The 25273-nt window shown below is 37.8% G+C and carries 28 protein-coding genes, 1 tRNA gene and 1 other annotated feature; of the genes, 25 read left to right on the top strand and 4 right to left on the bottom strand.

The annotated features are described in order from the left end of the window. Nucleotides 1-26 precede the first annotated feature (26 nt). The 4 genes from miaA to H5R64_RS08120 all read left to right on the top strand — a co-directional run bounded on the left by miaA (nt 27) and on the right by H5R64_RS08120 (nt 5530). Nucleotides 27-950, top strand: coding sequence for a tRNA (adenosine(37)-N6)-dimethylallyltransferase MiaA (gene miaA / locus H5R64_RS08105; protein ID WP_182581610.1), 924 nt, complete (start codon nt 27-29; stop codon nt 948-950). Between the two features lie 243 nt (nt 951-1193). Further along, nucleotides 1194-2537, top strand: a complete 1344-nt coding sequence (gene glnA, locus H5R64_RS08110) for a type I glutamate--ammonia ligase (RefSeq protein WP_182581609.1) — start codon at nt 1194-1196, stop codon at nt 2535-2537. Between the two features lie 164 nt (nt 2538-2701). Continuing rightward, a complete protein-coding gene (gene gltX / locus H5R64_RS08115; RefSeq protein WP_182581608.1) occupies nt 2702-4204 on the top strand; it encodes a glutamate--tRNA ligase in 1503 nt (500 codons plus the stop codon). Between the two features lie 150 nt (nt 4205-4354). After that, nucleotides 4355-5530: an aminotransferase class I/II-fold pyridoxal phosphate-dependent enzyme gene (locus tag H5R64_RS08120; protein WP_182581607.1), complete on the top strand. Its 1176-nt coding sequence runs from the start codon at nt 4355-4357 to the stop codon at nt 5528-5530. A 142-nt stretch (nt 5531-5672) separates the two neighbouring features. Here the strand turns inward: H5R64_RS08120 and H5R64_RS08660 are convergent, their stop codons facing one another. Then, nucleotides 5673-5798, bottom strand: a complete 126-nt coding sequence (locus H5R64_RS08660) for a hypothetical protein (protein ID WP_259409229.1) — start codon at nt 5796-5798, stop codon at nt 5673-5675. Between the two features lie 212 nt (nt 5799-6010). Here H5R64_RS08660 and H5R64_RS08125 point away from each other — a divergent pair, with 212 nt between their 5' ends. Genes H5R64_RS08125 through H5R64_RS08135 form a run of 3 tightly spaced genes read left to right on the top strand, consistent with a single transcriptional unit; the run spans nt 6011 to nt 8414 of the window. Beyond that, nucleotides 6011-6898 (top strand): exonuclease SbcC, encoded by an 888-nt coding sequence (locus tag H5R64_RS08125; RefSeq protein ID WP_182581606.1) that lies wholly within the window; start codon nt 6011-6013, stop codon nt 6896-6898. After that, a complete protein-coding gene (locus H5R64_RS08130) occupies nt 6885-7871 on the top strand; it encodes a hypothetical protein (RefSeq protein WP_182581605.1) in 987 nt (328 codons plus the stop codon). The genes H5R64_RS08125 and H5R64_RS08130 overlap by 14 nt, the downstream gene beginning before the upstream one ends. Nucleotides 7872-7886: 15 nt before the next feature. Beyond that, nucleotides 7887-8414 (top strand): hypothetical protein, encoded by a 528-nt coding sequence (locus tag H5R64_RS08135; RefSeq protein WP_182581604.1) that lies wholly within the window; start codon nt 7887-7889, stop codon nt 8412-8414. A gap of 53 nt (nt 8415-8467) precedes the next feature. Here the strand turns inward: H5R64_RS08135 and H5R64_RS08140 are convergent, their stop codons facing one another. Both H5R64_RS08140 and H5R64_RS08145 read right to left on the bottom strand, forming a co-directional pair. Next, nucleotides 8468-8611 (bottom strand): hypothetical protein, encoded by a 144-nt coding sequence (locus H5R64_RS08140; RefSeq protein WP_182581603.1) that lies wholly within the window; start codon nt 8609-8611, stop codon nt 8468-8470. Between the two features lie 504 nt (nt 8612-9115). Further along, nucleotides 9116-9189: transfer RNA gene (locus H5R64_RS08145), tRNA-Arg, on the bottom strand. A 181-nt stretch (nt 9190-9370) separates the two neighbouring features. Here H5R64_RS08145 and H5R64_RS08150 point away from each other — a divergent pair. The 14 genes from H5R64_RS08150 (at nt 9371) to recN (ending at nt 19883) form a co-directional block, all read left to right on the top strand. Next, nucleotides 9371-10018, top strand: a complete 648-nt coding sequence (locus H5R64_RS08150) for a TetR/AcrR family transcriptional regulator (protein ID WP_182583323.1) — start codon at nt 9371-9373, stop codon at nt 10016-10018. 125 nt (nt 10019-10143) lie between these two features. Next, nucleotides 10144-10214 (top strand) — a sequence feature (ribosomal protein L21 leader region). Nucleotides 10215-10229: 15 nt separating this feature from the next. Next, complete coding sequence (gene rplU / locus H5R64_RS08155) at nt 10230-10538, top strand: 50S ribosomal protein L21 (RefSeq protein WP_182583325.1); 309 nt, start codon at nt 10230-10232, stop codon at nt 10536-10538. A gap of 14 nt (nt 10539-10552) precedes the next feature. After that, nucleotides 10553-10879, top strand: coding sequence for a ribosomal-processing cysteine protease Prp (locus H5R64_RS08160; protein ID WP_182581600.1), 327 nt, complete (start codon nt 10553-10555; stop codon nt 10877-10879). A 25-nt stretch (nt 10880-10904) separates the two neighbouring features. Further along, a complete protein-coding gene (rpmA, locus tag H5R64_RS08165) occupies nt 10905-11186 on the top strand; it encodes a 50S ribosomal protein L27 (RefSeq protein ID WP_182581599.1) in 282 nt (93 codons plus the stop codon). Between the two features lie 107 nt (nt 11187-11293). Further along, a complete protein-coding gene (locus H5R64_RS08170; RefSeq protein ID WP_182581598.1) occupies nt 11294-12370 on the top strand; it encodes a M24 family metallopeptidase in 1077 nt (358 codons plus the stop codon). 181 nt (nt 12371-12551) lie between these two features. After that, entirely contained in the window at nt 12552-12989 is a 438-nt protein-coding gene (locus H5R64_RS08175) for an Asp23/Gls24 family envelope stress response protein (RefSeq protein WP_182581597.1), read from the top strand. After that, nucleotides 12989-13408: a transcription antitermination factor NusB gene (gene nusB, locus H5R64_RS08180; protein WP_182581596.1), complete on the top strand. Its 420-nt coding sequence runs from the start codon at nt 12989-12991 to the stop codon at nt 13406-13408. The genes H5R64_RS08175 and nusB overlap by 1 nt, the downstream gene beginning before the upstream one ends. A gap of 131 nt (nt 13409-13539) precedes the next feature. Beyond that, nucleotides 13540-14397 carry a bifunctional methylenetetrahydrofolate dehydrogenase/methenyltetrahydrofolate cyclohydrolase FolD gene (gene folD, locus H5R64_RS08185; RefSeq protein WP_182581595.1) on the top strand — a complete coding sequence of 286 codons (858 nt, stop codon included), beginning with the start codon at nt 13540-13542 and terminating at the stop codon, nt 14395-14397. Beyond that, nucleotides 14390-15727 carry an exodeoxyribonuclease VII large subunit gene (gene xseA / locus H5R64_RS08190; RefSeq protein WP_182581594.1) on the top strand — a complete coding sequence of 446 codons (1338 nt, stop codon included), beginning with the start codon at nt 14390-14392 and terminating at the stop codon, nt 15725-15727. Before folD ends, xseA begins: the two co-directional genes overlap by 8 nt. 2 nt (nt 15728-15729) lie before the next feature. Further along, nucleotides 15730-16023 carry an exodeoxyribonuclease VII small subunit gene (locus tag H5R64_RS08195; RefSeq protein WP_372456596.1) on the top strand — a complete coding sequence of 98 codons (294 nt, stop codon included), beginning with the start codon at nt 15730-15732 and terminating at the stop codon, nt 16021-16023. Between the two features lies 1 nt (nt 16024). After that, nucleotides 16025-16900, top strand: coding sequence for a polyprenyl synthetase family protein (locus H5R64_RS08200; protein WP_407657594.1), 876 nt, complete (start codon nt 16025-16027; stop codon nt 16898-16900). Nucleotides 16901-16908: 8 nt separating this feature from the next. After that, nucleotides 16909-17724 carry a TlyA family RNA methyltransferase gene (locus tag H5R64_RS08205; protein WP_182581591.1) on the top strand — a complete coding sequence of 272 codons (816 nt, stop codon included), beginning with the start codon at nt 16909-16911 and terminating at the stop codon, nt 17722-17724. 13 nt (nt 17725-17737) lie between these two features. Further along, a complete protein-coding gene (locus H5R64_RS08210) occupies nt 17738-18190 on the top strand; it encodes an arginine repressor (protein WP_182581590.1) in 453 nt (150 codons plus the stop codon). 10 nt (nt 18191-18200) lie between these two features. Further along, on the top strand, nt 18201-19883 hold the full coding sequence (recN, locus tag H5R64_RS08215; RefSeq protein ID WP_182581589.1) for a DNA repair protein RecN: 1683 nt from the start codon (nt 18201-18203) through the stop codon (nt 19881-19883). Between the two features lie 232 nt (nt 19884-20115). Here recN and H5R64_RS08220 read toward each other — a convergent pair whose 3' ends face one another. Next, a complete protein-coding gene (locus tag H5R64_RS08220) occupies nt 20116-20445 on the bottom strand; it encodes a hypothetical protein (RefSeq protein ID WP_231797920.1) in 330 nt (109 codons plus the stop codon). A gap of 160 nt (nt 20446-20605) precedes the next feature. Between H5R64_RS08220 and gmk the strand changes: the two genes are divergently transcribed. The 4 genes from gmk (at nt 20606) to priA (ending at nt 25257) form a co-directional block, all read left to right on the top strand. Continuing rightward, nucleotides 20606-21226, top strand: coding sequence for a guanylate kinase (gmk, locus tag H5R64_RS08225; RefSeq protein ID WP_182581587.1), 621 nt, complete (start codon nt 20606-20608; stop codon nt 21224-21226). Continuing rightward, entirely contained in the window at nt 21223-21441 is a 219-nt protein-coding gene (rpoZ, locus tag H5R64_RS08230) for a DNA-directed RNA polymerase subunit omega (RefSeq protein ID WP_003717336.1), read from the top strand. Before gmk ends, rpoZ begins: the two co-directional genes overlap by 4 nt. Before the next feature lie 167 nt (nt 21442-21608). Further along, entirely contained in the window at nt 21609-22817 is a 1209-nt protein-coding gene (gene coaBC / locus H5R64_RS08235) for a bifunctional phosphopantothenoylcysteine decarboxylase/phosphopantothenate--cysteine ligase CoaBC (protein ID WP_182581586.1), read from the top strand. 10 nt (nt 22818-22827) lie between these two features. Next, nucleotides 22828-25257 (top strand): primosomal protein N', encoded by a 2430-nt coding sequence (gene priA / locus H5R64_RS08240; RefSeq protein ID WP_182583329.1) that lies wholly within the window; start codon nt 22828-22830, stop codon nt 25255-25257. The last annotated feature ends 16 nt before the right edge of the window (nt 25258-25273 follow it).

The raw sequence follows: 25273 nt of genomic DNA on the forward strand, positions 1-25273 counted from the left end.
CAAAATTTACTTTAAGGAGAGAAAAAATGTCTAAAGTTATAGCAATTGTAGGACCGACAGCAGTTGGTAAGACTGCTCTATCAATTGATTTAGCAACCTTTTTTAAGGGTGAAGTAGTTTCCGGTGACTCAATGCAAGTATATCGACATTTAGATATCGGGACAGCAAAGATAACTTCTAAAGAGATGGCGGGAATTCCTCATCACCTAATTGATATTTGTGATGTTGATCAGCGATATTCAGTTGCTAAATTCAAACAAGAAGCTAACGGGTGGATTAAGGAGATTAGTAATTCCGGACATTTGCCATTGATTGTTGGTGGAACTGGTTTTTACTTACAGGCGTTAACAAATAACCTTTCCTTGGGCGGTAAACAGGATCAGCAACGTTCTGATATGTTCCGTGAGCATTGGCAACATATTTTAAAAGAACATGGAGCTCATTATGTTTGGCAACAATTAGAAAAGAAAGATCCTGAAGCCGCTAGAGCAATTCCTGAAAATAATGCACGAAGGGTAATTCGTGCATTGGAAGTAATTGAAACTGGGAACCAGTTATTCTCTCAACAACAGCAATCACGTGCAAAAGACGAATTCTTATTAATTGGTCTTACAACAGCACGTCCAGTACTATATGAACGGATTAACAAACGGGTTGACTTAATGATGAATTCAGGGTTACTTGATGAGGCAAAGTGGTTATACGACAAGGGAGGAAGCGATTTGCCAGCAGGAAAGGGAATAGGTTATCATGAGTTATTTTCATATTTTGCTGGTGAATGTTCGCTTGATGAAGCAGTAGGAAAAATCAAACAGGATTCACGGCATTACGCTAAACGGCAATTGACCTGGTTTAGAAATAAGATGGATGTTCATTGGTTTGATTTAGTAAGTGGGAAGAATGATACTAATGAAATCAAACAATTTATTGATTCGTGGTTAAAAAAATAAAGTTTTTACATTAATTTAGTTTTAATTAGGTTAAAACGTTTTCAGTAAATTGACTTAATGGTTTTCAATTGATATCCTTAAGCAGTATTAAGTAAAATGGGTTTTTCTAATGAAATAAGGTTAATTAGATTGAATTGGTCTAGGTCAGTTGCAAAGGTTGATAAGTTAACCATAATCGTTTATTACTTTGTTTTATTAAGAAAATCAAACTATTAAGGTGTCTTCAGGAAAGGGAATGAATTTATGGCAAGACATTTATATACTAAGGATGAAGTTCGTCAAATGGTGAAGGATGAAGATATTCGCTTCTTGCGGGTAATGTTCACCGATGTATTTGGGGCAATTAAGAGTGTTGATTTACCAGTTAGTCAACTTGATAAGTTAATGAACAATAAGATCATGTTTGATGGATCTTCAATTGATGGATTTGTTCGGATTGAAGAAAGTGATATGTACCTTTACCCAGATATGTCAACATGGTTAACTTTCCCTTGGGGAGCTGATCATGGTAAGGTTGCACGAGTAATTTGCAGTGTTCACATGACTAATGGAACACCATTTTCAGGAGATCCGCGGAATAACCTCAAGCGGGTTCTTAAAGAGATGCAACAAATGGGCTTCAAATCATTTAATATTGGTCCGGAACCTGAATTCTTCCTCTTTAAGACGGATGAAAATGGTAACCCAACTACTAAAGTTAACGATTCTGAAAATTACTTTGATATGGAACCAGCGGATGTTGGTGAAGATTGTCGGCGTGACATTGTTCTGGCATTAGAAAAGATGGGCTTTGACGTTGAAGCAGCTCACCATGAGGTTGCTCCTGGTCAACACGAAGTTGATTTTAAATATTCCGATGCGCTCGAAGCAGCAGATAATATTCAAACTTTTAAGTTAGTTGTTAAGACGATTGCTAAAAAGTATGGTCTCCATGCAACGTTCATGCCTAAACCATTATCTGGGATTAATGGTTCTGGGATGCACCTTAACATGTCTCTCTTTACTCAAGATGGTCAAAATGCTTTCTTTGATGAAAATGATAAGGAACAACTATCAGAAACTGCTTATCACTTCTTGGGCGGTTTGATGAAGCATGCCCGGAGTTATACTGCAATTGTTAACCCAATCGTTAACTCCTACAAGCGGCTTGTACCTGGTTATGAAGCTCCGGTCTATGTTGCATGGTCAACTTCTAACCGATCACCATTAGTTCGAATTCCAAATGATCGGGGAATGGGAACTCGTCTTGAATTACGTTCGGCTGACCCAGCAGCAAACCCATACTTAGCAATTGCCGCTGTTCTTGCTGCAGGTCTTGATGGTTTACGGAATAATTTACCACCAGTTCACAACGTTGATGAAAATATCTATGATATGACTGCTAAGGAACGGAGAAACAAGGGAATTATTAACTTGCCTGATACTTTGCACAGTGCATTGAAGGACTTAGCTGAAGATGATGTAATTAAGGGTTCAATGGGTGGACACCTTTATCAAAGTTTTGAAGAAGCTAAGACCCGTGAATATGATGCTTACCGTGCCCATGTTTCAGATTGGGAACGCCAACGGTACATGGAACAGTATTAAAACTATAAATCAGATATTAAGAATGAGGGACTAATTGCAAAAACTTGCGCTCCCTCATTATCTGTGATTGAATGAAATTGACAAATAGCAACATTCCGATACAATTAAACATGTTGCAGTCACAAATTTATTTGTGAAACAGATATTAAAGGAGAATCGCAAACATGGATGATAAGAAGGTCAGAGTTCGCTACGCACCTAGTCCAACCGGTTTTTTACATATCGGTAATGCGCAGTCAGCCCTTTTTAACTATTTATTTGCTCGTCACTTTAACGGTACAATGGTATTACGAATTGAAGATACTGATACTAAACGGAACGTTAAAGATGGAGAAGAAAGTCAAAGAGAAAACTTACATTGGTTAGGAATTGACTGGGATGAAGGTCCAAATAAACCTAATCCTAAATATGCTCCATACCGTCAAAGTGAACGGAACAAAAAGGGAATTTACCACAAGTATATTCAAGAACTCCTTGACAAAGGTTTAGCTTACAAGGATTATTCAACTGAAGAAGAACTTGCAGAAATGCGTGAACGCCAACGAGCAAATAATGAAGCTCCTCACTATGATGGTCGTTGGTATGGTAAGAGTGAAGAGGAACAAAAGGCGGCCGAAGCAAAAGGATTAAAGCCAACGATCCGCTTCCACTTACCAAAAGATCACGAGTATGAATGGGATGATATTGCTCGAGGACACGTGTCATTTAATTCTGATAACCTTGGTGGCGACTTCATCATTGAAAAGAGTGACGGAATGCCAACCTATAACTTTGCGGTTGTTGTTGATGATCACACAATGGATATTACCCACGTTCTCCGTGGTGCTGACCATATTTCAAATACGCCAAAGCAAATTGCTATTTATGAAGCATTAGGCTGGGAACACCCCACTTTCTGTCATATTCCATTAATTTTTAATCCAAAGACACGGAAGAAATTAAGCAAGCGTGATAAGGATACTCTTCAATTTATTAGTGAATACAAGAAACATGGTTACCTTCATGAAGCAATCTTTAACTTTATTGCGTTCTTGGGTTGGTCACCAGTTGGCGAACGTGAAATTTATTCTAAGGATGAATTGATTAAGGTATACGATCCTGAACGGATGTCCAAGGCACCGGCTTACTTTGATCAAAAGAAATTGGATTGGATGAATGCTCAATACATTAAGAGTATGTCTGTCGAAGAATTAACTGACCGGACAATGGAATTAGTTAAAGAAGGCGAAACAGAAGAAGCAAAGCGTCTTCAATCAATTCCAGAAGATCAACTAAAGGACTTACTTGCAAAGACAATCCATGTTCACCAACGTGATGTGAATAAGTTGCTGGAAGTAATTGAATATGCTTGGTCATACTATAATGTTCTCGAAGAACACTTTAACTATGATCTTATTAAAGACAATGAAGACTTTAATAATGATGAAGTGTTGGCTATTTTGACTGATTTGAAAGTAAAACTTGAGAATGGTGCAGATGATTACAGTCAAGCCATTAAAGAAGTTGGTAAGGATACTGGAGTTAAGGGGCGGAACCTTTACTTCCCACTAAACTTAGCATTTACTGGTTCAACTTCTGCTCCACAAATTTACGAAATCATGGATATTTATTCTCGTGATACAGATATTGAATTGCTTAATCGAATGATTGAAGCCCTTCAAGCTTAAAGTTAATAATTAGGAACTTAATAAATCCCTAAAGTCTGGCTTTGCTGTGCTTTAGGGATTTTCCTATTTAAAAAATTAAATGAATAGTCTTGACCGTTACTGAACAAAAGACGTAATCTAGTAAGAAATAAAAAAACGAGGTTATAAATAATGGTTGAAATGAAACAATATATGCGAAAGGCGTTAAATAACGTTCCAAAGTTAAAGGTTTTTGAATTTAGTAATTATGCTTCACAATTTGATGATGTGATTAAGTTTACAATTGGAGAGCCGGATTTTAATACACCCGAGTATATTAAGAATGCAGCGATTCAGAGTATCAAAAATAATCGAACTCACTATGCACCTCAACGCGGGACTGTGGGGCTTCTAAAGGCAGTTTCCGACTTCCTGGCTAAAAATTATGACCTTCATTATAATCCCGAGACTGAGATTTTAATTACTAATGGTGTGACAGAAGGAGTCTATTCAGCAATTACTGCGATTACTAATCCTGGCGATATTATATTAGTGCCAACCCCAACTTTTTCGATTTATAGTCCTGATGCAGTCATTGCTGGTGGTACTGCTGTTGAAATTGATACATCTAAGACAAATTTTAAATTGACTCCTGAGTTATTGAAATCCTATTTAGATAAGTATGGCGATCGGGTGAAGGGAATTGTGTTCGTTAATCCTTCTAACCCAACTGGGATTGCATATACTCAAGATGAATTAAATGATCTTGCTAGCCTAATTAAGGGGAAGCCAATCTTTGCCATCAGTGACGAAATTTATAGTGAATTAATTTATGATGGGGGCTACGCATCGATGGCTCGAGCACTTCCTGAACAAACGATCTTAACAAATGGCCTTTCAAAATCATATGCTATGACGGGATGGCGGATTGGTTATCTTTGTGCACCGGAAGAAATTACTAGTGAAATTTTTAAGGTTCATTCTTTTGTAATGACAGATGTTGCTACGTTTACTCAGGATGCCGCTGAGGCTGCCCTAAAGAGTGGAACAGCAGCTACAAAGGAAATGGACGCAAAATACATTAAACGTCGTGATTACATGAAAGAACGGCTTACCGCAATGGGCTTTGATTGTAGTCGTCCAATGGGTGCGTTCTATATTTTTGCTAAGATTCCTAACTTCTTAGAACAGGATGATACAAAAATTGTCTATGATATTGTAAAGAAGGCCCGAGTTGCTATAACAGCGGGTTCCTACTTTGGCGAGGGCGGTAGTAGCTACTTACGCTTTAGTTATGCTACTAGTATGGACCAAATAAAAGAGGGAATGGATCGACTAGAAAAGTACGTTAATGCTACTCGGCACTAGAATAATTAATGCATAAAAAACGACTCAGGATACTTAACTAAATTGTTAAGTATCCTGAGTCGTTTTAAATTATTTTGCCTTTAAAAATTCAAGAGGCTTAATTAAAGTCTCTTGAATAAAGAGTGAATTGCTTCAAAAAAAGTTAATCGCTCAGCTTTTTGGCGTCAGCATCAATCTTTGCAAAGCCAGAACCATCTGGCTTCTTGCTGCCACGCTTTTCCATGGCTTTACGAGCCATTTCCTTACGTTCTTGCTTACTAAGTGCCATTTAACTTCGCCTCTTTTCGAAACGCTTCGAAACACATAGATACTTCACATGCGTGTTATATCTATACTCTTTTATTATAGTCCATTTCTTATTAAAATCAATAAACGGAAACTAAATGTAAAGAAACTCTTCAATAAGTTATGAAGTTCTTTAAATATTGCGGCAAGTCGATTAAGATAAAAACTAGTTATTAAAGTGAGGAGCGGTGTACAATGGTAAATCCAGGACACGAACAGGCTGCTCGTGATGTGAGTGGGATTATTAATCAACAAATTTCAGAAAAGGTTTCCTTCTTACGTCAGGTTGAAGAAGCAGTCAAAGACCACCATGATGAAAAAATATATCAATTATTAGATGCTCAACGTTACGCTAAAGAAATTGAACATCGTGAACAACAACCGAACAACCAGAGTGTAATGAGCTTGGTTGACGATATTACTAATTATTTAAGTAATTTCTTGAGTGTTAATTTAATTAATTATTTAGGGAAAAAGTATCCATTCTTTTATTATGAAGAATATGAGACTGGACATTACCGGATCTATTTTGGCAATTGGTGGGATCGGCGCGAATTTGGGGAATTAGATGTCCTTAATGTTCGCTTCCTGTTTAATGATGATGAGTATGACAAATTAAAAAAGACATTTGAATTAGCACATAATAATAAGCGCTATAACAGTGATAAAATTGATAAAATCTCTGCAGAAAATGATCGATTACAAGATTTGATTGATCATCAACGCGAACGAGAAGAAAAGCGGGCTAAATTACAAGAGCAATTAAAGGATATTAGTTCACATTCTGGAATTTGGGAAAGTAGTAAAAATAAAGAAAGTCGACAAAACCTATTAAACGCTCTCCAAAAATTAGAGGATGAGGAAGAAGAATCCCGGACAGCAGCACAAACGATAAAGGATAATGAACAAGTCGTTCTCTCACTTTCAAAAGAAAATACAATTTTGAGTTATGAACAAAAGAGTATTTTAGATACTTTTAGTTCTTTTGAGGATTTCGAATTAGCTAATCGAAATTTATATGCTAATTATATTAAAAGTTTATCTGACGATGGGGAAAAGCAGGTGACAGATGATGAACAATAATCGAATGTTGAATCAACCATCTGAACAATTAAATGCGTTAGCTCATTCATTTGAGCATGGGTTGGAAATTGGACAGCACTATGTCAAATTATTAAGCAAACTTGCACAAACTGATGATGCCCATGATCTTCTTGCTGCTACAGATGAATTGGTTAATTTAAACTTGGATGATGCATTTGTTAAGTTTCCTCAACACTATCAAGTTGCTGACTACTACTTGCTTTTGATGGGTCGGCTGCTGGAAATGCACTCCAATGAAGAACTAAAAGTTGCGGAAGATCCTACTAGTCATCGGTTTTATGCAACAATCTCTTCGTTAGGGGAAAACGTTTTATTTCACTTTACTAAAGATGCCGAAGGAAATGCTGCTTTTACGGATGTGAACGATGATGAACCTCTTTTTTCTTTAAGCCTTGAACATCAAATGCTTCGTTTTAATAATAAAGCATTGGTTAATTATTTTATTATTAAAGGATTAAAAAAGTATTCTGACCTTGATTTGCGGTCGGCGATTAAGCCGCTATTGCTTTTTGCTCAAGCGCTTCATGCTGATTTAGATTTTGTGATTGATCGAGGGATCCTTGGAACAAACAACCAACAACACTATGAATTAGCTAAACCAGAATTATCATTAACAGTAATTGACCGACTATTTGTTGCTACGGCGGAAACTGATTATATGTTATTTAACTTGCCGAAAAATAATGGTGCTGAATTACGGCTCGATCGTCAGGTAAACCTTAATCTTTCATTTGATCCTGATGATTATAGTCAACAATGGTTTTTTGCTGTTCATGATCCTAATAATCAAGTTTCATTTTTCGATTTGCTTCTTCACTACCAACTTATTCGCGATTGGTACTTAAGTAATCGTGATTCACTAGCTGTTAAGTCTGATCCATTAGTGTTCGCTGATGATGAACAAGGCGAACAGGAAAAGACATTAATGACTGAATCAACTGTTGAAGATTAGCTTAAGGAGAGAGAAATGATTAATTGGACAATTTTATTACATCAGGTAATTGATTTGGAACTTGATGTTGACGAAGCAAAGCAACTTGAAATTGGCCCTGAAACGCGTAAACAGACAATTTTTGTTGCTTTGGACGTTGAATTAGCAAAACTAGCAAATAGCGATGGGTGGTTTGATGTTCTTGATCGCCCTGCTGAAAACATCCCAGGTTCGTTTGAACATTATTTACAATCACTTGAATTATTTTTGCTTTTTAGTGCAAAACAGCAGTGGACTCATTTGATTGTAATGGATCAAAAACAGTGGGACTTGATTAACCGAACTGAGCCAACCAAAAAGCTTGGTGAACTTAACAAGCAGTACCTAGCAATTAAACATTTTCTTAATGATGCTTATTATAATCATCGTCAAGAAAGTTTCCGTCATGCTTGGCACCTCCTAATAAAGTGGGGATTAGTTGATCTAGGATTTAGTAGTGAGGAGATCAGTACTAAATATAAAGAACTAATTAAGCAACAACGGAATCAATGGGTTAAAGAATAATAAAAAAAGAGGACTAGCTTTTTACTAGTCCTCTTTTGTTGAATCGAAAATGATCATGCTTTCCGACTATTATAACTATTGCGAGAAGCAACGTGTTTTCCAGTCACTTGGCCATCATCACTGTTTTTATTACCAAACATAATTTGACCAACAACTGAACCAATTAAAATTATGATAATAACAAAGAATGGTAACATGATAAATCACCTCAAAAAGCATTCTCTACTTTTATTATTAGACTTTTTAATTATTTTGCAATTAATAAGTAAGGAAAATTCTTAATCTTTATCAAATATTTAAAATATATTCTTTTGAATAAATATAATTAATTTTTTTGATTTATTTCTATAACATAAGTGTTTTGATTCATAATGATACTTAATGAAAAAAACTGTTTTTTATTTATTTGTCTTGCGGTAACGGATTTTGAGCTTGTCTTTTCGGTGAATTTTAAACAAAGTGAGAAAAGTTTTAATATTATTATGGATATAATATGTATTTAGTTAGATAAGTTAATCATATGTAAATAAAATAGATTAATTAAGATTAATGCGTGTCCTGTAAGTTTTAAGATTGTTGGAAAGATACTTAGAAAATAAGAGTCATTATGATTTTAAGAATTACTAATCTTCGTGTAGCACAAAATCTATATGTGAAATAAAAAAAGCCTAGTAAACTAGGCTTTTTTATTTCACATTTTATGAAACGAGAGGGACTTGAACCCTCAACCCTCGGTTTAGAAGACCGATGCTCTATCCAGTTGAGCTACCGTTTCAGACAGACATAAGTATATAATTTCGTTACCCAAATTGTCAATATAAATTGACAAGATATTGTATTTTTTATAAAATAATCGTTTTTATAGTTTGACGGGGACGGACTCTAAACCTATACTTTAAATTAGTAGAAGTAAGAAACGAGGGGAACTTAAGCTGAAATCGAAGGGATGATGATTTATGGCAGGTCATAAGACGGATCCACGTGTAGTGAAGACTCGTAATAATCTTCGCAAAGCCTTAGTTTATCTGATGCGGAGAGAAAAGTTAGAAGACATCAGTGTTCAAAAAATTACTGAAACCGCCAACATCACCCGAGAAACTTTCTACCTTCACTATAAAGATAAGAAAGATTTTATTAAGTCGGCAATCAATGACCTTCTTGATGACTTCTTTGCTCAAGTGATGGTAGAGAGTGAGGACCTTAGTTTTACTAATGGGCAACCGGTGAAGGTGTTTTCGCTCCAGAAGGCGTTTCAGTACATTGAAAATGAAGCTGATATTTTTGATGTATTACTGAATAATAAGAGAAATGACTTCTTTTACGAACAACTTTATGATCGTTTATCAGATCATTTATCAAAGTATTATGCTGTGATAGCTGAACCAGATAAGCAACCAGAAGTTCCGTTAAATTTGCAGATCTCTTTCATTGATTCGGCACTTCTTGGATTAATAAGTCATTGGCTGAAAGACGGAATGATTTATACATCACGTTACATGACACAAAGCGTTGGGAAGATGCTCGATCGATTAGATTCTAATAATGTTCTCTTACTGAATTCCCTTAGCCATAAAACTAATTCGGCATTACGGGATATTCAATGAATCTAAATTTAGGGAGAGCTAAACGGGCGAATACCAGTTAGCTCTTCTTTTTTATTTTCGTTAATGAAGTTATGGTTGACTAACAAAGTAATCTTTGATATGATGCAACTGTTGTATTTGTGACCCAACAACTACAACCGCACGCTGCCAAGTTTAAAGTGGAATGCTGCTTGGTTCGGCGAGTCTTAGAATTAAGGAGGTGCACAAATTTATGTACGCAATTATCGTAACTGGCGGTAAGCAATACAAGGTAGAAGAAGGTTCATCCATCTACGTTGAAAAGCTTGATGCTAAGGAAGGTGACAAGGTTACTTTTGATCAAGTAATTTTTGTTGGTGGCGATAGTACTAAGATTGGTACTCCATTTGTTGATGGTGCATCAGTTGAAGGAACTATTGATAAGCAGGGTAAGGAAAAGAAGGTTGTTACCTTTAAGTACAAGCCTAAGAAGCATACCCACACTAAGCAAGGTCACCGTCAACCATATACTAAGGTTACTGTTAATAAGATCAATGCTTAATGCGGAGGTAAGTAATGATTCGGGTATCTTTTAATTTTAATTCGGATCACCAAATTACCGCTTTTCAAATGATGGGGCACGCTGATGCTGGTCCATATGGTCAGGATATTGTTTGTGCAGCCGCATCTGCTTTATCTATATCTACTATTAATGCTTTAGAAGGAGTTGCTAAGACTCCCGCGGCAGTTGATAGTGATGATAATAATGGTGGCTTTCTTAAAGTTACTGATATTAGCTTGACTCATGATGCTCAAGTTATTATGCAGACATTTTTTAATGGAATGTGTGATATTACAGAAAGTTACCCTCAAAACATTGAAGTTAAAATGTTTGAAAATTAAAATTATTTGTTGGAGGTGAACGATTATGATTATGAATTTGCAATTCTTCTCTCACCATAAGGGGGGTGGTTCCACTGCTAACGGTCGGAACTCAGCTGGTCGTCGTCTTGGTACTAAGGCTGCTGATGGTTCAATCGTGACAGCTGGATCAATCATCTACCGTCAACGTGGTACTCATATTAACCCGGGTGAAAATGTTGGTCGTGGTGGTGACGATACTCTCTACGCTAAGATTGCTGGTCGTGTTAAGTTTGAACGTCTCGGCCGTGATAAGCGAAAGGTTTCTGTTTACCCGGTTGCCGAATAACTAAAAAGACTGAGCTTTAATGGTTCAGTCTTTTTTAGTTTAAATAAAAATTAACTAATTACTGTCTAAAATGCATATAATAAAATCGAAATAGGAGATTAAAATCAATGACAAGAATTAGCAGATTACAAAAGAAATTTAACAGATTAGCTATTGATGCTTTTTTGGTGACTGACTCCAAGAATATTTATTATTTAACGGGATTTAGCCTTCTTCAGGGGGATGGTTGTTTACTGATTACGCCCCAGAATGCGATTATAATTACTGATGATCGTTACCAACTTGCCTTAGAAGAATTTGAATCTGATGAGGTTGTTGCGACGATTAGTCGTGATTATTATGGTTCCGTTAATAAGATTTGCGAGGGTCTTAATTTAACAGTTCTTGGCTTTGAAGATTCAATTTCTTATCAACTTTTTGATGTTTTCGACGAATTAATGAGTTGTGATATTGTGCCATTTCATTATTTAATTGAACGCATGCGTTTAATAAAGGACAGTACTGAAATTACCAAATTGCGAGCGGCAGCAGAGCTTCAATCGGCTGGGTTTGAATATATCTTATCCGTTGTTCACCCTGGTGTCTCCGAACGTGAACTGGCAATTAAGCTAGATTATTGGATGAAAATGCATGGTGCATCGGCTGCCTCGTTTCCAACAATTGTAGCTAGTGGTGCTAATTCAGCAAAGCCCCACGCTACTGCTTCAGATAAATTAATCGTAGACGGTGATGTGGTCACATTAGACTTTGGTTATTACCTTGATGGTTACACCGCTGATATGACGAGAACTTTTGCAGTAGGTTCTATTGATCCTGAACTTCGTGACGTTTACCGAATCGTTAACGAAGCCCGTAAATTAGTAATAGAAAAGGTAAAAGTAGGGATTCATGGTGACGAACTTGATTTTGCGGGTCGTTCATTAATTGAAGAAGCTGGTTATGGTGATGAGTTTAACCACGGGATGGGACATGGTATTGGTTTAACCGTTCATGAGCTTCCGACAACTTATGCTCCAGGCGCAACGAATGTTACGTTAAAGAATAATGAAGTAATTACAGTTGAACCGGGAATTTATATTCCTGAAATTGGTGGAATTCGAATTGAGGATGATATTGTGGTGACTCATGGAGGTGCTGAAGTGATTACGACTGCGCCGACAGAATTGATTATTGTTAAGGATTAATGAGCGAATAGATTAAATTAATTTTACAGAAGATTCTTGCTTAAAACTAGCTAATGGGATTGTTGCTTTTTTCTATTAGATAGTGCAAAATAATAGTGAGATACTTCGATAAAGAACGGAATTACTAACTTAATTTAGAAGTCAGATTGATTTATGAAAGATTACAATGGAGGGACTTACAATGGCAGAAGATTCAAAGATCATTTTAAGCAGTGAAGATCAATCTCTTGGTACGATTGAAGTGGCGCCTCGCGTTATTGAAATTATTGCTGGAGTTGCTGCAAGTGAAATTGACGGTGTTTCAAAGATGTATGGCTCGCTCGCTAATAGTTTTGGTGAACTATTAGGAAGATCTGACCAGCGTCGTGGTGTTAAGTTGTCAAACCAGAATGATAATTTAATTATTGATATTGATGTTTATATTGATTATGGTGTATCTGTCCCTAAGCTTGCTGCAAAGATTCAAGATCGAGTTAAGCAACAAGTAACTTTGATGACTGATTTGAATGTTAGTGAGGTTAATATTCACGTCAGGGGAATTGTTCAAAAGAAGGAAGAACAAACGGTTGATCCAGACGATATTTTTGGTGAACATGATGATAAGGCTGGTGAAAAGTAATGGTGGTTAACCGACATGTAATTCGTGAAGAAGCTTTTCAAATTTTATTTGCTAAGCAATCAAACCCCGATGCAACATTAGCTGACATTTATGATTCATTACCAAATCATCCTAATAAAATACCAGCTTATTTACAAACGTTAGTTAAAGGCGTTAGTGAGCACCAAGAAGAGCTTGATTCACAGGTTAGTCAATTATTAGCAAGTGGTTGGGAAATTAACCGTCTTGCTCAAACTGACTTAGTAATTTTACGGTTAGCCTTGTACGAAATTCAATTTATTAATGAGGTTCCAACTGTTGTTGCAATTAATGAGGCGTTGGAATTAGCAAAGTCATACAGTAATGATAAGTCCCGTAAATTTATTAATGGCGCATTAGGAAAATTTGAACGTCAATTAGAAGCAAAGGAAAACAAATAGTTTTCCTAAAATAATTTTGCGAGAAAGAGAGGGTGCGGAAGAAAACGCAAACTCTCTTTTTTCCTTTAAGTTTCTTTGTGTATTGATATGGTAAAATGTTTTTAGTCAAACTGGAAAAGGGGAATGACAGAATGGCAACATTAATTGATGGTCGTACCGTAGCAAAAGAGGTTAACAAAAATACTGCAGAACGGGTAAAACGATTAGCTAATGAAGGGATTGTTCCTGGATTAGCGGTAATCTTAGTTGGTGATGATCCAGCAAGTAAAATTTACACGCGAATGAAAGATAAAAAGGCTAAGAAATTGGGGATCCATTCTGTTCTTTCAACTTATCCAGAAGATATTCGTCAAGATGAGCTTTTACATGATATTCGTCGATTTAATGCAGATGAAAATATTAACGGAATTCTTATTCAAGAACCCCTTCCTAAACATTTAGATGGGGATAAACTTTTAAACGCAATTGATCCCGGAAAAGACGTTGACGGTTTCCATCCCTTTAATGTCGGTTGTCTGTATAATAACGTGAATGTCAACTATCCTGTTAGTTGTACACCACGTGGGATAATGACACTTTTAAAGCATTATCGAGTAAAGTTGGACGGCGCTCGGGCGCTTGTAATTGGGAGAAGTATTCTTGTTGGTAAGCCAATGGCAGCGCTTCTTGAAAATGCTAACGCGACCGTAACAGTTGCTAATAGCCACACTCAAAACCTTACAGAATTAACTAAACAGGCTGATATTTTAATCGTTGCTGCGGGAGTTAAGCACCTGATTACTGGCGAAATGGTAAAACAGGGTGCAGTGGTGATTGATGTTGGAATGCATCGTTTGGCAGATAAAACACTAACGGGGGATGTTGACTTTGATAGTGTTGCGCCAGTGGCAAAGATGATTACGCCAGTCCCTGGTGGTGTTGGCCCTATGACAATTGCGTCGTTAATGGAACAAACTGTTGATCTTACGGAGTGGAGTCATAATGGATAGAAGTCAGTACCTAACAGTTAGTGAGCTGACAAGTTATTTAAAGCAAAAATTTGATCGTGATCCTTATTTGAAGACAGTTTATTTAACTGGTGAACTTTCAAATTTTCGGCTTCGTCAACGTCACCAATATTTTAGTATTAAGGACGAAAACGCGGTTATTGATGCCGTAATGTTTGAACGCCAATTTCGTAAAGTAAACTTCCGCCCGGAAACAGGAATGAAAATTTTAGTAGTTGGTCATATTGGACTTTATGAAAAGAGTGGCCGCTATCAGATCTATGTTGAACGGATGGAACCAGATGGACTTGGTGCTCTCTACCTTCAATTTGAACAGTTGAAAAAGAAATTAGGGGGTGAGGGACTATTTGATCAGATTCCTCGACCAATTCCCCAATTTCCGAAGAGAATTGCTGTGGTAACTAGTTTGGATGGTGCCGTAATTCGTGATATTAATACCACGGTTCGCCGTCGTTACCCAATTGCTCAAGTAGTTTTATTCCCAACTGTTGTTCAAGGGGATAAAGCCGCTGCAGATATTGCACGCCAAATTAATCGTGCTAACCAGATGGGAAATTTTGACACGATGATTATTGGTCGTGGTGGGGGATCGCTAGAAGATCTTTGGCCATTTAACGAGGAAATTGTTGCGCGAGCAATTGCGGATAGTCAAATTCCGGTGATTTCTTCAGTAGGTCACGAAACCGATACTACCATTGCGGATTTAGTTGCTGATCAACGGGCTGCAACTCCTACCGCTGCTGCAGAATTAGCAACACCAAATCGGCTTGCTGATATATTAATGACTCTTCAGGATGATCAAGTCCGATTGAACAATACGATGAAAAATGTGATTAATTTTGACCGGAAACAGTTGCAAAAGCAATTGCAAAGCTACATTTTTCAACAACCAAGTAGGCTATACGAGAACTATGCACAAAAATTAGATCAACTAATACAGACGTTAAATAGTAATGTTAAGAACTTAGTAAAAGATCGTTTGAGTACCGTTCAACAATTACAGGGGCGCCTTCGAGCTGTTTCTCCTCAACATACAATTGAGCGTACTCAGGAAAAAGTTGATCAGCTCCAAAACCGATTATTAAATAGCGCCAAGAATAGTCAACAACAACGTCAACAGAAATTGATAAGTTTAATTCAACAATTAGATTCATTGAGCCCTTTAAAGATTATGGGACGAGGATATACATATGTAACCTACCAGGGGGCTGTTGTTAATACGGTTAAAGAATTAGAAGACAATCAAGAGGTTACTCTCCACTTTAATGATGGAAAAGCAACTGCAAAAATTACTGGAACGGAGGAGAAATGAAAATGGCAGAAGAAAAGAAGCCCACATTTGAAGAACAATTGAACCAACTTCAACAAATTGTTAGTCACCTTGAACAAGGCAATGTTCCGCTAGAGGAGGCGTTGAGTCAATATAAGGAAGGAATCGAATTGGCTCGGGCCCTGCAAAAGAAGTTGACGAGTGCTGAAAAGACATTAGGAAGCCTAATTGATGATGAGGGAAACGAAAAACAATACGAAAAGGCAACTGACGATCCAAGCAATAACGGTGGAGGTAATCGTGGATATGGCAGTGATAATGAGCCTCTAGGAGAGTAAATTGATGCGTGGACTAAAAGACCTAAAAGGGCAGATTGATCAATTTTTAAAGCAAAAAATGTCTGATGACATCGATCAGGACACTTTGGCAGCGTCAATGGAGTATTCAGTTAATGCTGGCGGAAAACGTTTACGTCCAGCGTTAACGTTAATAACTGTGCAAGTGTTAGGTGGAGAACTTACTCAAGATGTGATGAAGGCAGCAACTGCGCTTGAGTTACTCCATACCTATTCACTGATTCATGACGACCTTCCTGCAATGGATAATGACGATTTACGTCGTGGGCAACCCACTAACCATAAAAAATTCGGTGCAGGGATGGCAACTTTAGCGGGAGATGGGCTACTGACAATGGCATTTCAATGGGTAACTGATAATCAGCTACCTGCGGATGTTCGTGCTAATCTGGCATTGGCACTTGCAGAAGCTGCTGGGCCTTTTGGAATGGTTGCTGGTCAAGCAAGAGATATTGAAGGAGAACATGAGCGTTTGAGCCTTGAACAGTTGCAATACCTTCATCGCCAAAAGACGGGTGCACTTTTGCGGTATGCTGTCTTAGCTGGCGGAATCATTACAGAGCAGAATCAAGTGGTTAAAGCTCTTTTAGCTCAATTTGGCGCTCAATTTGGGCTCGCATTTCAGATTTATGATGACTTAATGGACGTTGTTGGTACCACGAAAAAAATGGGAAAGGCAGTTCATAAGGATGCTGGTGAGCATAAGAATACTTATCCCGGATTATTGGGAGTTCATGGTGCTCAGGAACAGTTGCACTTGGTATTACGGCAAGCGAAAAATACTCAAGCAGCTTTGAATGAAGCAACCAAGCGTGACTTTAGTGCGTATGACCAATTCTTGTCATACTTTAAATTGTGAGGATAAAGATGGAAAAACAACGAGTTGATATTTTATTAGTAAAACAAGGCCTTTTTGATTCCCGTGAACAAGCAAAACGGGCCGTGATGGCTGGTGAAATTTTAGGAAAAAATAATGAACGGCTAGACAAACCAGGAGAGAAGATTCCTGTAACGACAACGTTGCATATGAAGGGACATAAAATGCCATATGTAAGTCGTGGTGGCTTAAAGCTTGCCAAGGCATTGAAAGTCTTTAATATTAGCGTTAAAGATAAAACTGTGTTAGATATTGGTTCTTCAACCGGTGGCTTTACGGATGTAATGTTGCAGAATGGGGCCAAGTTAAGTTATGCTCTTGATGTAGGAACTAATCAATTAGTATGGCAACTTCGTGAAGATCCACGAGTGGTAGTAATGGAACAGACTAACTTTCGGTATAGTAAGTTAGCAGATTTTAAACAAGGTCAACCGGAATTTGCCTCGATTGACGTTTCCTTTATTTCTTTACGCTTAATTCTTCCGCCATTAGCTAACATTCTTATTCCAGGTGGTGAAGTTGTTGCCTTAATCAAACCACAATTTGAAGCAGGTAGAGACAAAGTTGGGAAGCACGGGATTGTTAAGGAACATGGAGTTCATAAGGAAGTTCTTGAAGACGTATTAACTTTTGCACAAGAAGATGGTTTTGACGTCCTTAACTTAGATTTTTCACCAATTAAAGGCGGGCAAGGAAATGTTGAATTTCTTGTACACTTAAAATTACGTGGTGAGAAAGGAAAAATTGCAGATCAAGTTAATATTAATCAAGTATTAGCACGTGCTGACGAAGAACTTAACCATTAAGGAGTGAAAATAAATGAAGAAGGTTGAGCGTCAACAATTAATTCGCAAAATTATCGCTAAAAGTCAAATTGAACGACAAGATGATTTAGTTGCTGCATTAAAAGGAAAGAATGTTTATGCTACTCAAGCAACGATTTCTCGTGATATTAAAGAATTGCAACTAGTTAAGGTTCCCGCTAACGACGGTGGCTACCGCTATGCATTGCCAGCGCAAGGGGAGATTGATAACCAAACGCGACTGAGTACTGAGTTATCAAATAATATGATTTCTTTAAAACGACAAGAGCAGTTTCTCTCAATTATAATGCATCCAGGAAATGGGCCGGTAATGGCTAGTCTGATTCGCCAATTAGAGATTGACGGTGTCTTTTCGGTAATTGGTGATGATGCAGGGGTTTTAATTGTTTGTCGGTCAATTGATGCGGCAATTAACGTCGAAAAAATGTTTTGGAATTTAATGAATTAAGGGTGACTAAATGTTACAGGAACTAACAATCGATAATTTGGCGATTATTAAACACCTTTCGTTAGACTTTTCTGATCACATGACAGTTTTAACTGGTGAAACTGGTGCCGGAAAATCAATCATTATTGATGCGGTTGGGTTACTCGCTGGAGGAAGAGGTTCACAAGAATATATTCGTCGCGGTGCGGATAAACTTTCTCTTCAGGGACAATTTGCGCTTCCTCAGGATTTAGAATTTAATGAATTGCTAGATTCACTTGGAATTGATCATGAGGACGGAATTTTAATCATTTCCCGAGAGATCTATCGTCGTGGTCGAAATGTGATCCGAGTTAATGGTCAATTAATCAATACTGCAACATTGCGACAAATTGGGTCCCGATTAGTCGATATTCAAGGCCAGAATGAACACCAGTTATTATTACAGCCAGAAAATCATTTGGGGATGTTGGATCAATTTGCCCATAATGATATTCAAGAACTATTGAACCACTATCGGGTAGAATATCAGGATTATATGAAATTAAGGGCTGCTGTTAGTAAAAAGCAAAATAACGAGCAGCAATGGGCACAAAGATTAGATATGCTTCGCTATCAAGTAAAAGAAATTTCAGAGGCAAACCTAAAAGTTGAAGAAGAAGAACAACTAATGAGTGAGCGTGATCGGTTAGAACACTTTCAACAGATTAATAACTCTTTACGACAAGCGGTGACAGTCTTTAATGGTGGCGATCAGGGGGCGGTCCTTGATCAAATTGCAACCGTAATGAATTCAATTAATGAGATTACCGAATTTGATGCTGCATATGATTCATTGAGTAAATCATTAAATGATGCTTACTATGCTCTTCAAGATGTGGCAACGGAAGCCAGTCGCCAGCTTGATATTCTAGAATTTGATGATAACCGCCTTGGAGAAATTGATCAGCGACTAACAATAATTGGCGATTTAGAACATAAATATGGTGACAGTGTTAAAGATGTTCTCGATTATTACGCTAAAATTAAACATGAACTTGACTCGATGGAAGAAGCGGCTGATTCAAACAGTGATTTAGAAGAACGATTAGCCACTGCTGAGGAAAGACTAACTAAAACAGGCCAACAGTTAAGCCAAATTCGTCAACAAGCGGCCCACCAGTTAACAAAACTTGTTCATCAACAATTGAAAGAAGTATATATGGATAAGGCAGTCTTTGAGGTTCATTTTGCTAAGCAGTCTCGTCCGCACTTCACTCCAACGGGAATTGATGAGGTTGAATTTTATATTCAAACTAATCCTGGAGAAATGATGGGACCATTGGCGAGAATTGTCTCTGGTGGTGAACTTTCACGAGTGATGTTAGCTCTCAAAACAATCTTTGCGCAAAATGAGGGCGTAACAAGTATTATATTTGATGAGGTTGATACTGGCGTGAGTGGACGGGTAGCTCAGTCAATTGCGGATAAAATTAAGGTGATTGCTGATAAGTCACAGGTCCTTTGCATAACCCATTTGCCGCAGGTTGCCGCGGTCGCTCAACACCATTTCTTGATTCAAAAGCATGTTAAGGACGAGCGAACAACAACAATGGTAACAATTCTTGATGAGTCTCAACGGGTAAATGAGTTAGCACGAATGCTTTCGGGGGAGAAAGTAACAAAGCTAACAAAAGAGCATGCTCAAGAATTGTTAAAAATGGCTCAAAGATAAAAAAGCTGGGAATTAGCTTTCTTGAGAGCATGGTTGGCTAACTTAGAACGATAAATCATATGAAATCATTGGAAACGTTCGTAGCTAGACTTGAGGGCTTTGGTTGCGCTACAAAGCTAGTTTATTAGGATTTTTACAATTAGGCTTTGTAAATTGAGAGAATATTTAGTAACAAGTTAAAAGAGGGTGAGAAAAATATTTTTCTCACCCTCTTTTAACTCTCTTAGTATAATTAAATATTGGCAATGTAACGTATTTGGTTAATATCAACAACGTAGCTAACGTTATGACTTTGTATTAAATATCGTTCATCCCTCATTCTCTTAACTGTTCCACGGACATTGACCGGGTAACCAGTATTATTAACTGGCATTAGTTGTACAAGAACCTTAATCCGGCTGTTAATTGTCCTTTCCAGGAAAGAAAGGCGTTGTTTTATCGGTTGGGGAGTCAGTAATTTAATTTGTTCTTTTTGAACTGAAAAGTCGTTATCAAGAAGTTGTTGCAATTTATTGTTAAGAAAAGTTGATGTTGATTTGAATAAAGATTGTTCCATTTGCATTTCAAACATCTCCGAACATTTGTTTGTGATTATAGTATATGAACAAATGTTCAAAAATGCAATAGGCAATTTTAAAAATTGCTTTAACGGAATAGTTGATTTTAACACCCATTTAGTGCATTATAGTAATAATACGTTATATTTGGATAGGAGTATCAGCATGGCAAAAAGGGGAATGTTAATCGTACTTTCCGGTCCTTCTGGTGTAGGTAAGGGAACAGTACGTAAAGCGATTTTTGATTCCAATGATAATGATTTTCAATATTCTATTTCGATGACAACACGGAAACCGCGTCCTGGCGAAAAAAATGGTGTTGACTATTACTTTGTTTCAAAGGAAGAATTCGAACATGAAATTCAAACCGGTGGAATGCTTGAATACGCAAAGTATGTTGACAACTATTATGGGACCCCATTAAAATATGTTAATGAAACCTTAGATTCTGGGAAAGACGTTTTCCTTGAAATCGAAGTTAACGGTGCGATGCAAGTTCGTTCGAAGTGCCCAGATGGTGTTTTCATTTTCTTAACACCACCTGATTTGGATGAGTTGAAGCAACGTTTAATTCACCGGGGGACTGATAGTATGGAAGTTATTAACAAGCGAATTCGAAAAGCCTTTGATGAAATTCGGATGATGCAAAATTATGATTACGCAGTTGTTAATGACGAAGTTCCAAATGCTGTTGCTAAAATTAAGGACATTATCCGTACAGAACGGCTCCGGGTTAATCGAGTAATGCCACGATATCTTGAAATGTTAGGAGATTCAGCACAATGATTCTTTTTCCATCTGTTGATGAATTATTAAAGCGGATTGATTCCCGTTATTCTTTGGTGATGCTAGCAAGTAAGCGTGCCCACGAATTAGAACGTGGTTCCGCTCCACTACTTGATCATTACTACTCAAGTAAGCCAGTAGGGAAAGCTCTGGAAGAAATTGAAGCCGATAAGGTTACAATTGATCCAGATCACTTTGAGGACCTACAAGATTAGTCTTAAGTAGTTGATACTAAATTGAAGCATTCGTAATTTCTAGATGATTAATTCTCTAAGATTACGGGTGCTTTTCTTTTATCGATAATTAATTCGAGTGGTAGTGAGGGAAAAGTAGCGTGAGAATGATATAATCGATTTTGGATTTAAAATTTGGAGGGTATGAAATGGCAAAAATAGCGGTATACATGACAGGGGGGATCGCTCTTTACAAGGGGATTGAAGTGATTCGTTCTTTAGAAAAAAATGGTCACCAGGTCCGGGTAGCGATGACCGCGTCTGCAACAAAATTAATTACTCCTACAACATTACATGCATTAACTCATGCACCCGTATTAACAACATTATGGGATCAAAACAATTCCCCTGTTCCTCACATTGAACTTGCGGATTGGTCTGATTTTGCGATTGTATTACCTGCAACAGCTAATATTATTGGCAAAATGGCAAATGGAATTGCTGATGATGCGGTATCGACCACCCTTTTAGCTACTACCGCGCCAATAATTGTTGTTCCCGCAATGAATACTCACATGTGGAGAAATCCAGCTGTCCAGCGAAATATTGTTCAGTTAAAGCAAGATGGAATAAGAATTATTGAACCGGCGACAGGGATGCTTGCGGAAGGTTATGAGGGGAAGGGACGACTTGCGGAGCCAGATGAAATCACTAACCAATTACGTCTAATTATCAATAATTCTAATTCTGGTAGAACGTTCCTTTCCGGTAAACATCTCCTTATTACTGCTGGTGGAACTCGTGAGCCGATTGATCCGGTTCGCTTTATCGGAAACCGCTCTTCTGGAAAAATGGGGATTGCAATTGCTGAGGCAGCCGCAAATGCTGGTGCTCATGTTGAACTAGTTCTTGGACAAATTACAGTTCCGCAACCAATAAATAAGCAGATCAAAATTTACCGCGTTGAAAGTACTGAGGAGATGCAAGTGATGGTTGGGAAGCTGTTTCCTGCATCTGATATTTTGATTATGGCAGCAGCTGTTGCTGATTTTCGGCCGTCTCAAATTGCTAGTCAAAAGATAAAAAAGCACCCTGAACAGGAAGAATTAGAACTTCAGTTGGTAAAAACAGCCGATATTCTCAAAACAACAGCCGCAAAAAAGCGTTCTGATCAGTTTGTAGTTGGCTTTGCTGCCGAGACCAATTCTTTATTAGAAAATGCTAATAAGAAACTAGAAAGTAAGAATGCTGACTTAATTATTGCAAATAATGTTGCGGGTAATGATAGTGCCTTTGGAAGTGATTTAGATCAAGTTACACTTTTGCAACTAGGTACATCACCAATTAAGTGGCCAAAAATGACAAAGAGGGAAATAGCGACAAAGTTAATTCAGTTACTTGCTACGAAGATAAGGTGAGGTGAAATATGTGGCACAGTTAGCACAAATAATTGTTGATGTTCCCACAATGCAAACAAACCAGCCTTACACATACCAAGTGCCTCCTCGACTTGAAAATCAAATTCAAAAGGGAATGAGGGTTATTGTTCCCTTTGGGAATGGAAAGCGGCAGGTTCAGGGATTTGTTGTGGGGTTAGATCAGCCGACAAAGTATGATGGTCAATTGAAAGCAATTAGTGCCTTGATGGATCTCCAACCTGTAATTAATGATGAATTGTTAAAACTGAGTAAGTGGCTTGCTGACCATACCTATGCTTTTTGGGTTTCCAGTATTTACACAATGCTTCCTAATATGCTAAAGGCTAAAACTACACGGATTGTACGGATAATCGATGAGGTTGATGAGCAAACTGCCTTTGATATTTTTCATGGTAAAGACGAACTTGATTTCGCCACAGTGCAATCTGATCCACAAATTGTTAGTCGTTTACTAAAATTACAGAAGCAAAAAAAGGTGCGGTTTGAATATGTAGTAGCAGATAAGGCTAAACCAAAAACCACGGTTGGTATTCGACCACAGTTGGACTTTGAAGAACTTGAGGAAGCACGAACTTCACTTCATTCCAATGCTCATGCGCAGGAACGCCTTTTGTCCTACCTTCAAAGTATTATTGGTAAAACAGTCAAACAAACGGATGCTGAAAGAGTTAGTGGATTAAAGGCGGCAACATTTAATGTGGGAGTTCAAAAAGGATGGTTAGCAAAGGTACCAGTTGAAGTATACCGAACTCCCCATACCCAGGAAAAATTACCTAATGATGAACACCTTTCAAAGCCTTTAGAGTTAAATGACGAACAGCAAGTAGCAGTTAATAAAATTGATCAGGCCATTGATGACTCTCAAAGTAAGGTCTTTCTTTTAGAAGGAGTTACTGGTAGTGGAAAAACTGAAGTCTACCTGCAATCAATTGCTAGAGCACTCAAAAATCATAAAACGGCATTAATGCTTGTTCCGGAAATTTCGTTAACTACCCAAATTGTTAACCGAGTTCGGCGCCGGTTTGGTTCAAAGGTGGCGGTTCTTCATAGTGGCCTTTCTAATGGTGAACGTTTTGATGAGTGGCGACGTATTGAACGTGGTGAGGCTAAAGTGGTAGTTGGGGCGCGGTCTGCGATTTTTGCTCCATTAAAAGATCTAGGAATTATTATTCTTGATGAAGAACATGAATCGAGCTATAAGCAAGATGAGTCGCCCAGATACCACGCTCGAGAAATTGCTAAATGGCGGGGTAAGTCTAATAGTGCCCCGGTAGTTCTTGGCTCTGCCACCCCAAGTTTGGAAAGTCGAGCGCGGGCAATGAAGGGCGTTTACCAGCTTCTTTTGCTAAAACACCGGATAAATAAGCGACCGCTTCCGCCAATTCAGGTAGTTGATATGCGACCTGAAATTAAGGAACGCGGAGAGAGTAATTTTTCTCGAGAACTATTAGCAAAATTAACGGATCGCTTGGTAAGAAACGAACAAAGTATGTTGTTGCTTAATCGGAGAGGATTTTCTTCATTTATGATGTGTCGTGACTGTGGAGAAGTTCTAAAATGCCCTAATTGTGACATTTCTTTAACTCTTCATCTAGATAGTCACACAATGAAGTGTCATTATTGTGGCCATGAAGAACCGATTCCGCGTTATTGTCCTAATTGTGGTAGCCGTGAAATTCGTTATTATGGAACTGGAACTGAAAAGGTAGAGCAGGAGTTAAATCGTCTGATTCCTAATGCGCGGATTATAAGGATGGATGTTGATACCACAAGACGTAAGGGAATGCATGAAAAACTTTTGCGGCAGTTTGGTCAACATCAAGCAGATATTCTTTTGGGAACCCAGATGATCGCAAAGGGACTTGACTTTCCTAATGTGACCTTAGTGGGAGTTTTGAATGCTGATACCGGTTTAGGACTGCCAGATTTTCGGTCGAGTGAGCGAACTTTTGATTTATTAAGTCAGGTGAGTGGCCGGGCTGGCCGGGCTGATAAAAAGGGTGAAGTAATTATCCAAACTTATAACCCAGACCATTACGCTATTCGGCTAGCGCAGAAAAATAACTATGAAGCATTTTTTAAACAGGAAATGGCATTGCGTCGTCAAGCGAGTTACCCACCATATTACTTTACAATTCGGATTATGGCGAGTCATGAAGATGAGTCAGTTGCTGCTCGTACGATGACGAAAATTAAGCAAGAACTGGTTGAAAATTTAATGCCGTCAACAATTATTCTTGGCCCAACTCCACGGGCAATTGCACGAATGAAGCGCCGTTATTATTATCAAATTGTAATCAAATATAAGCAGGATCAACGGTTGCATTCAACTTTACAAAGGATTCTTCAAGAAACTCAAAGTAAAGGACGGGCGGACGTCCAAGTTTCAATTGATCCTGATCCACAATATTTTATGTAAATGAAAGGATGACGTA

The sequence above is a fragment of the Limosilactobacillus fastidiosus genome (assembly GCF_014145505.1).
GTDB classification, from domain to species: Bacteria; Bacillota; Bacilli; order Lactobacillales; family Lactobacillaceae; genus Limosilactobacillus; species Limosilactobacillus fastidiosus.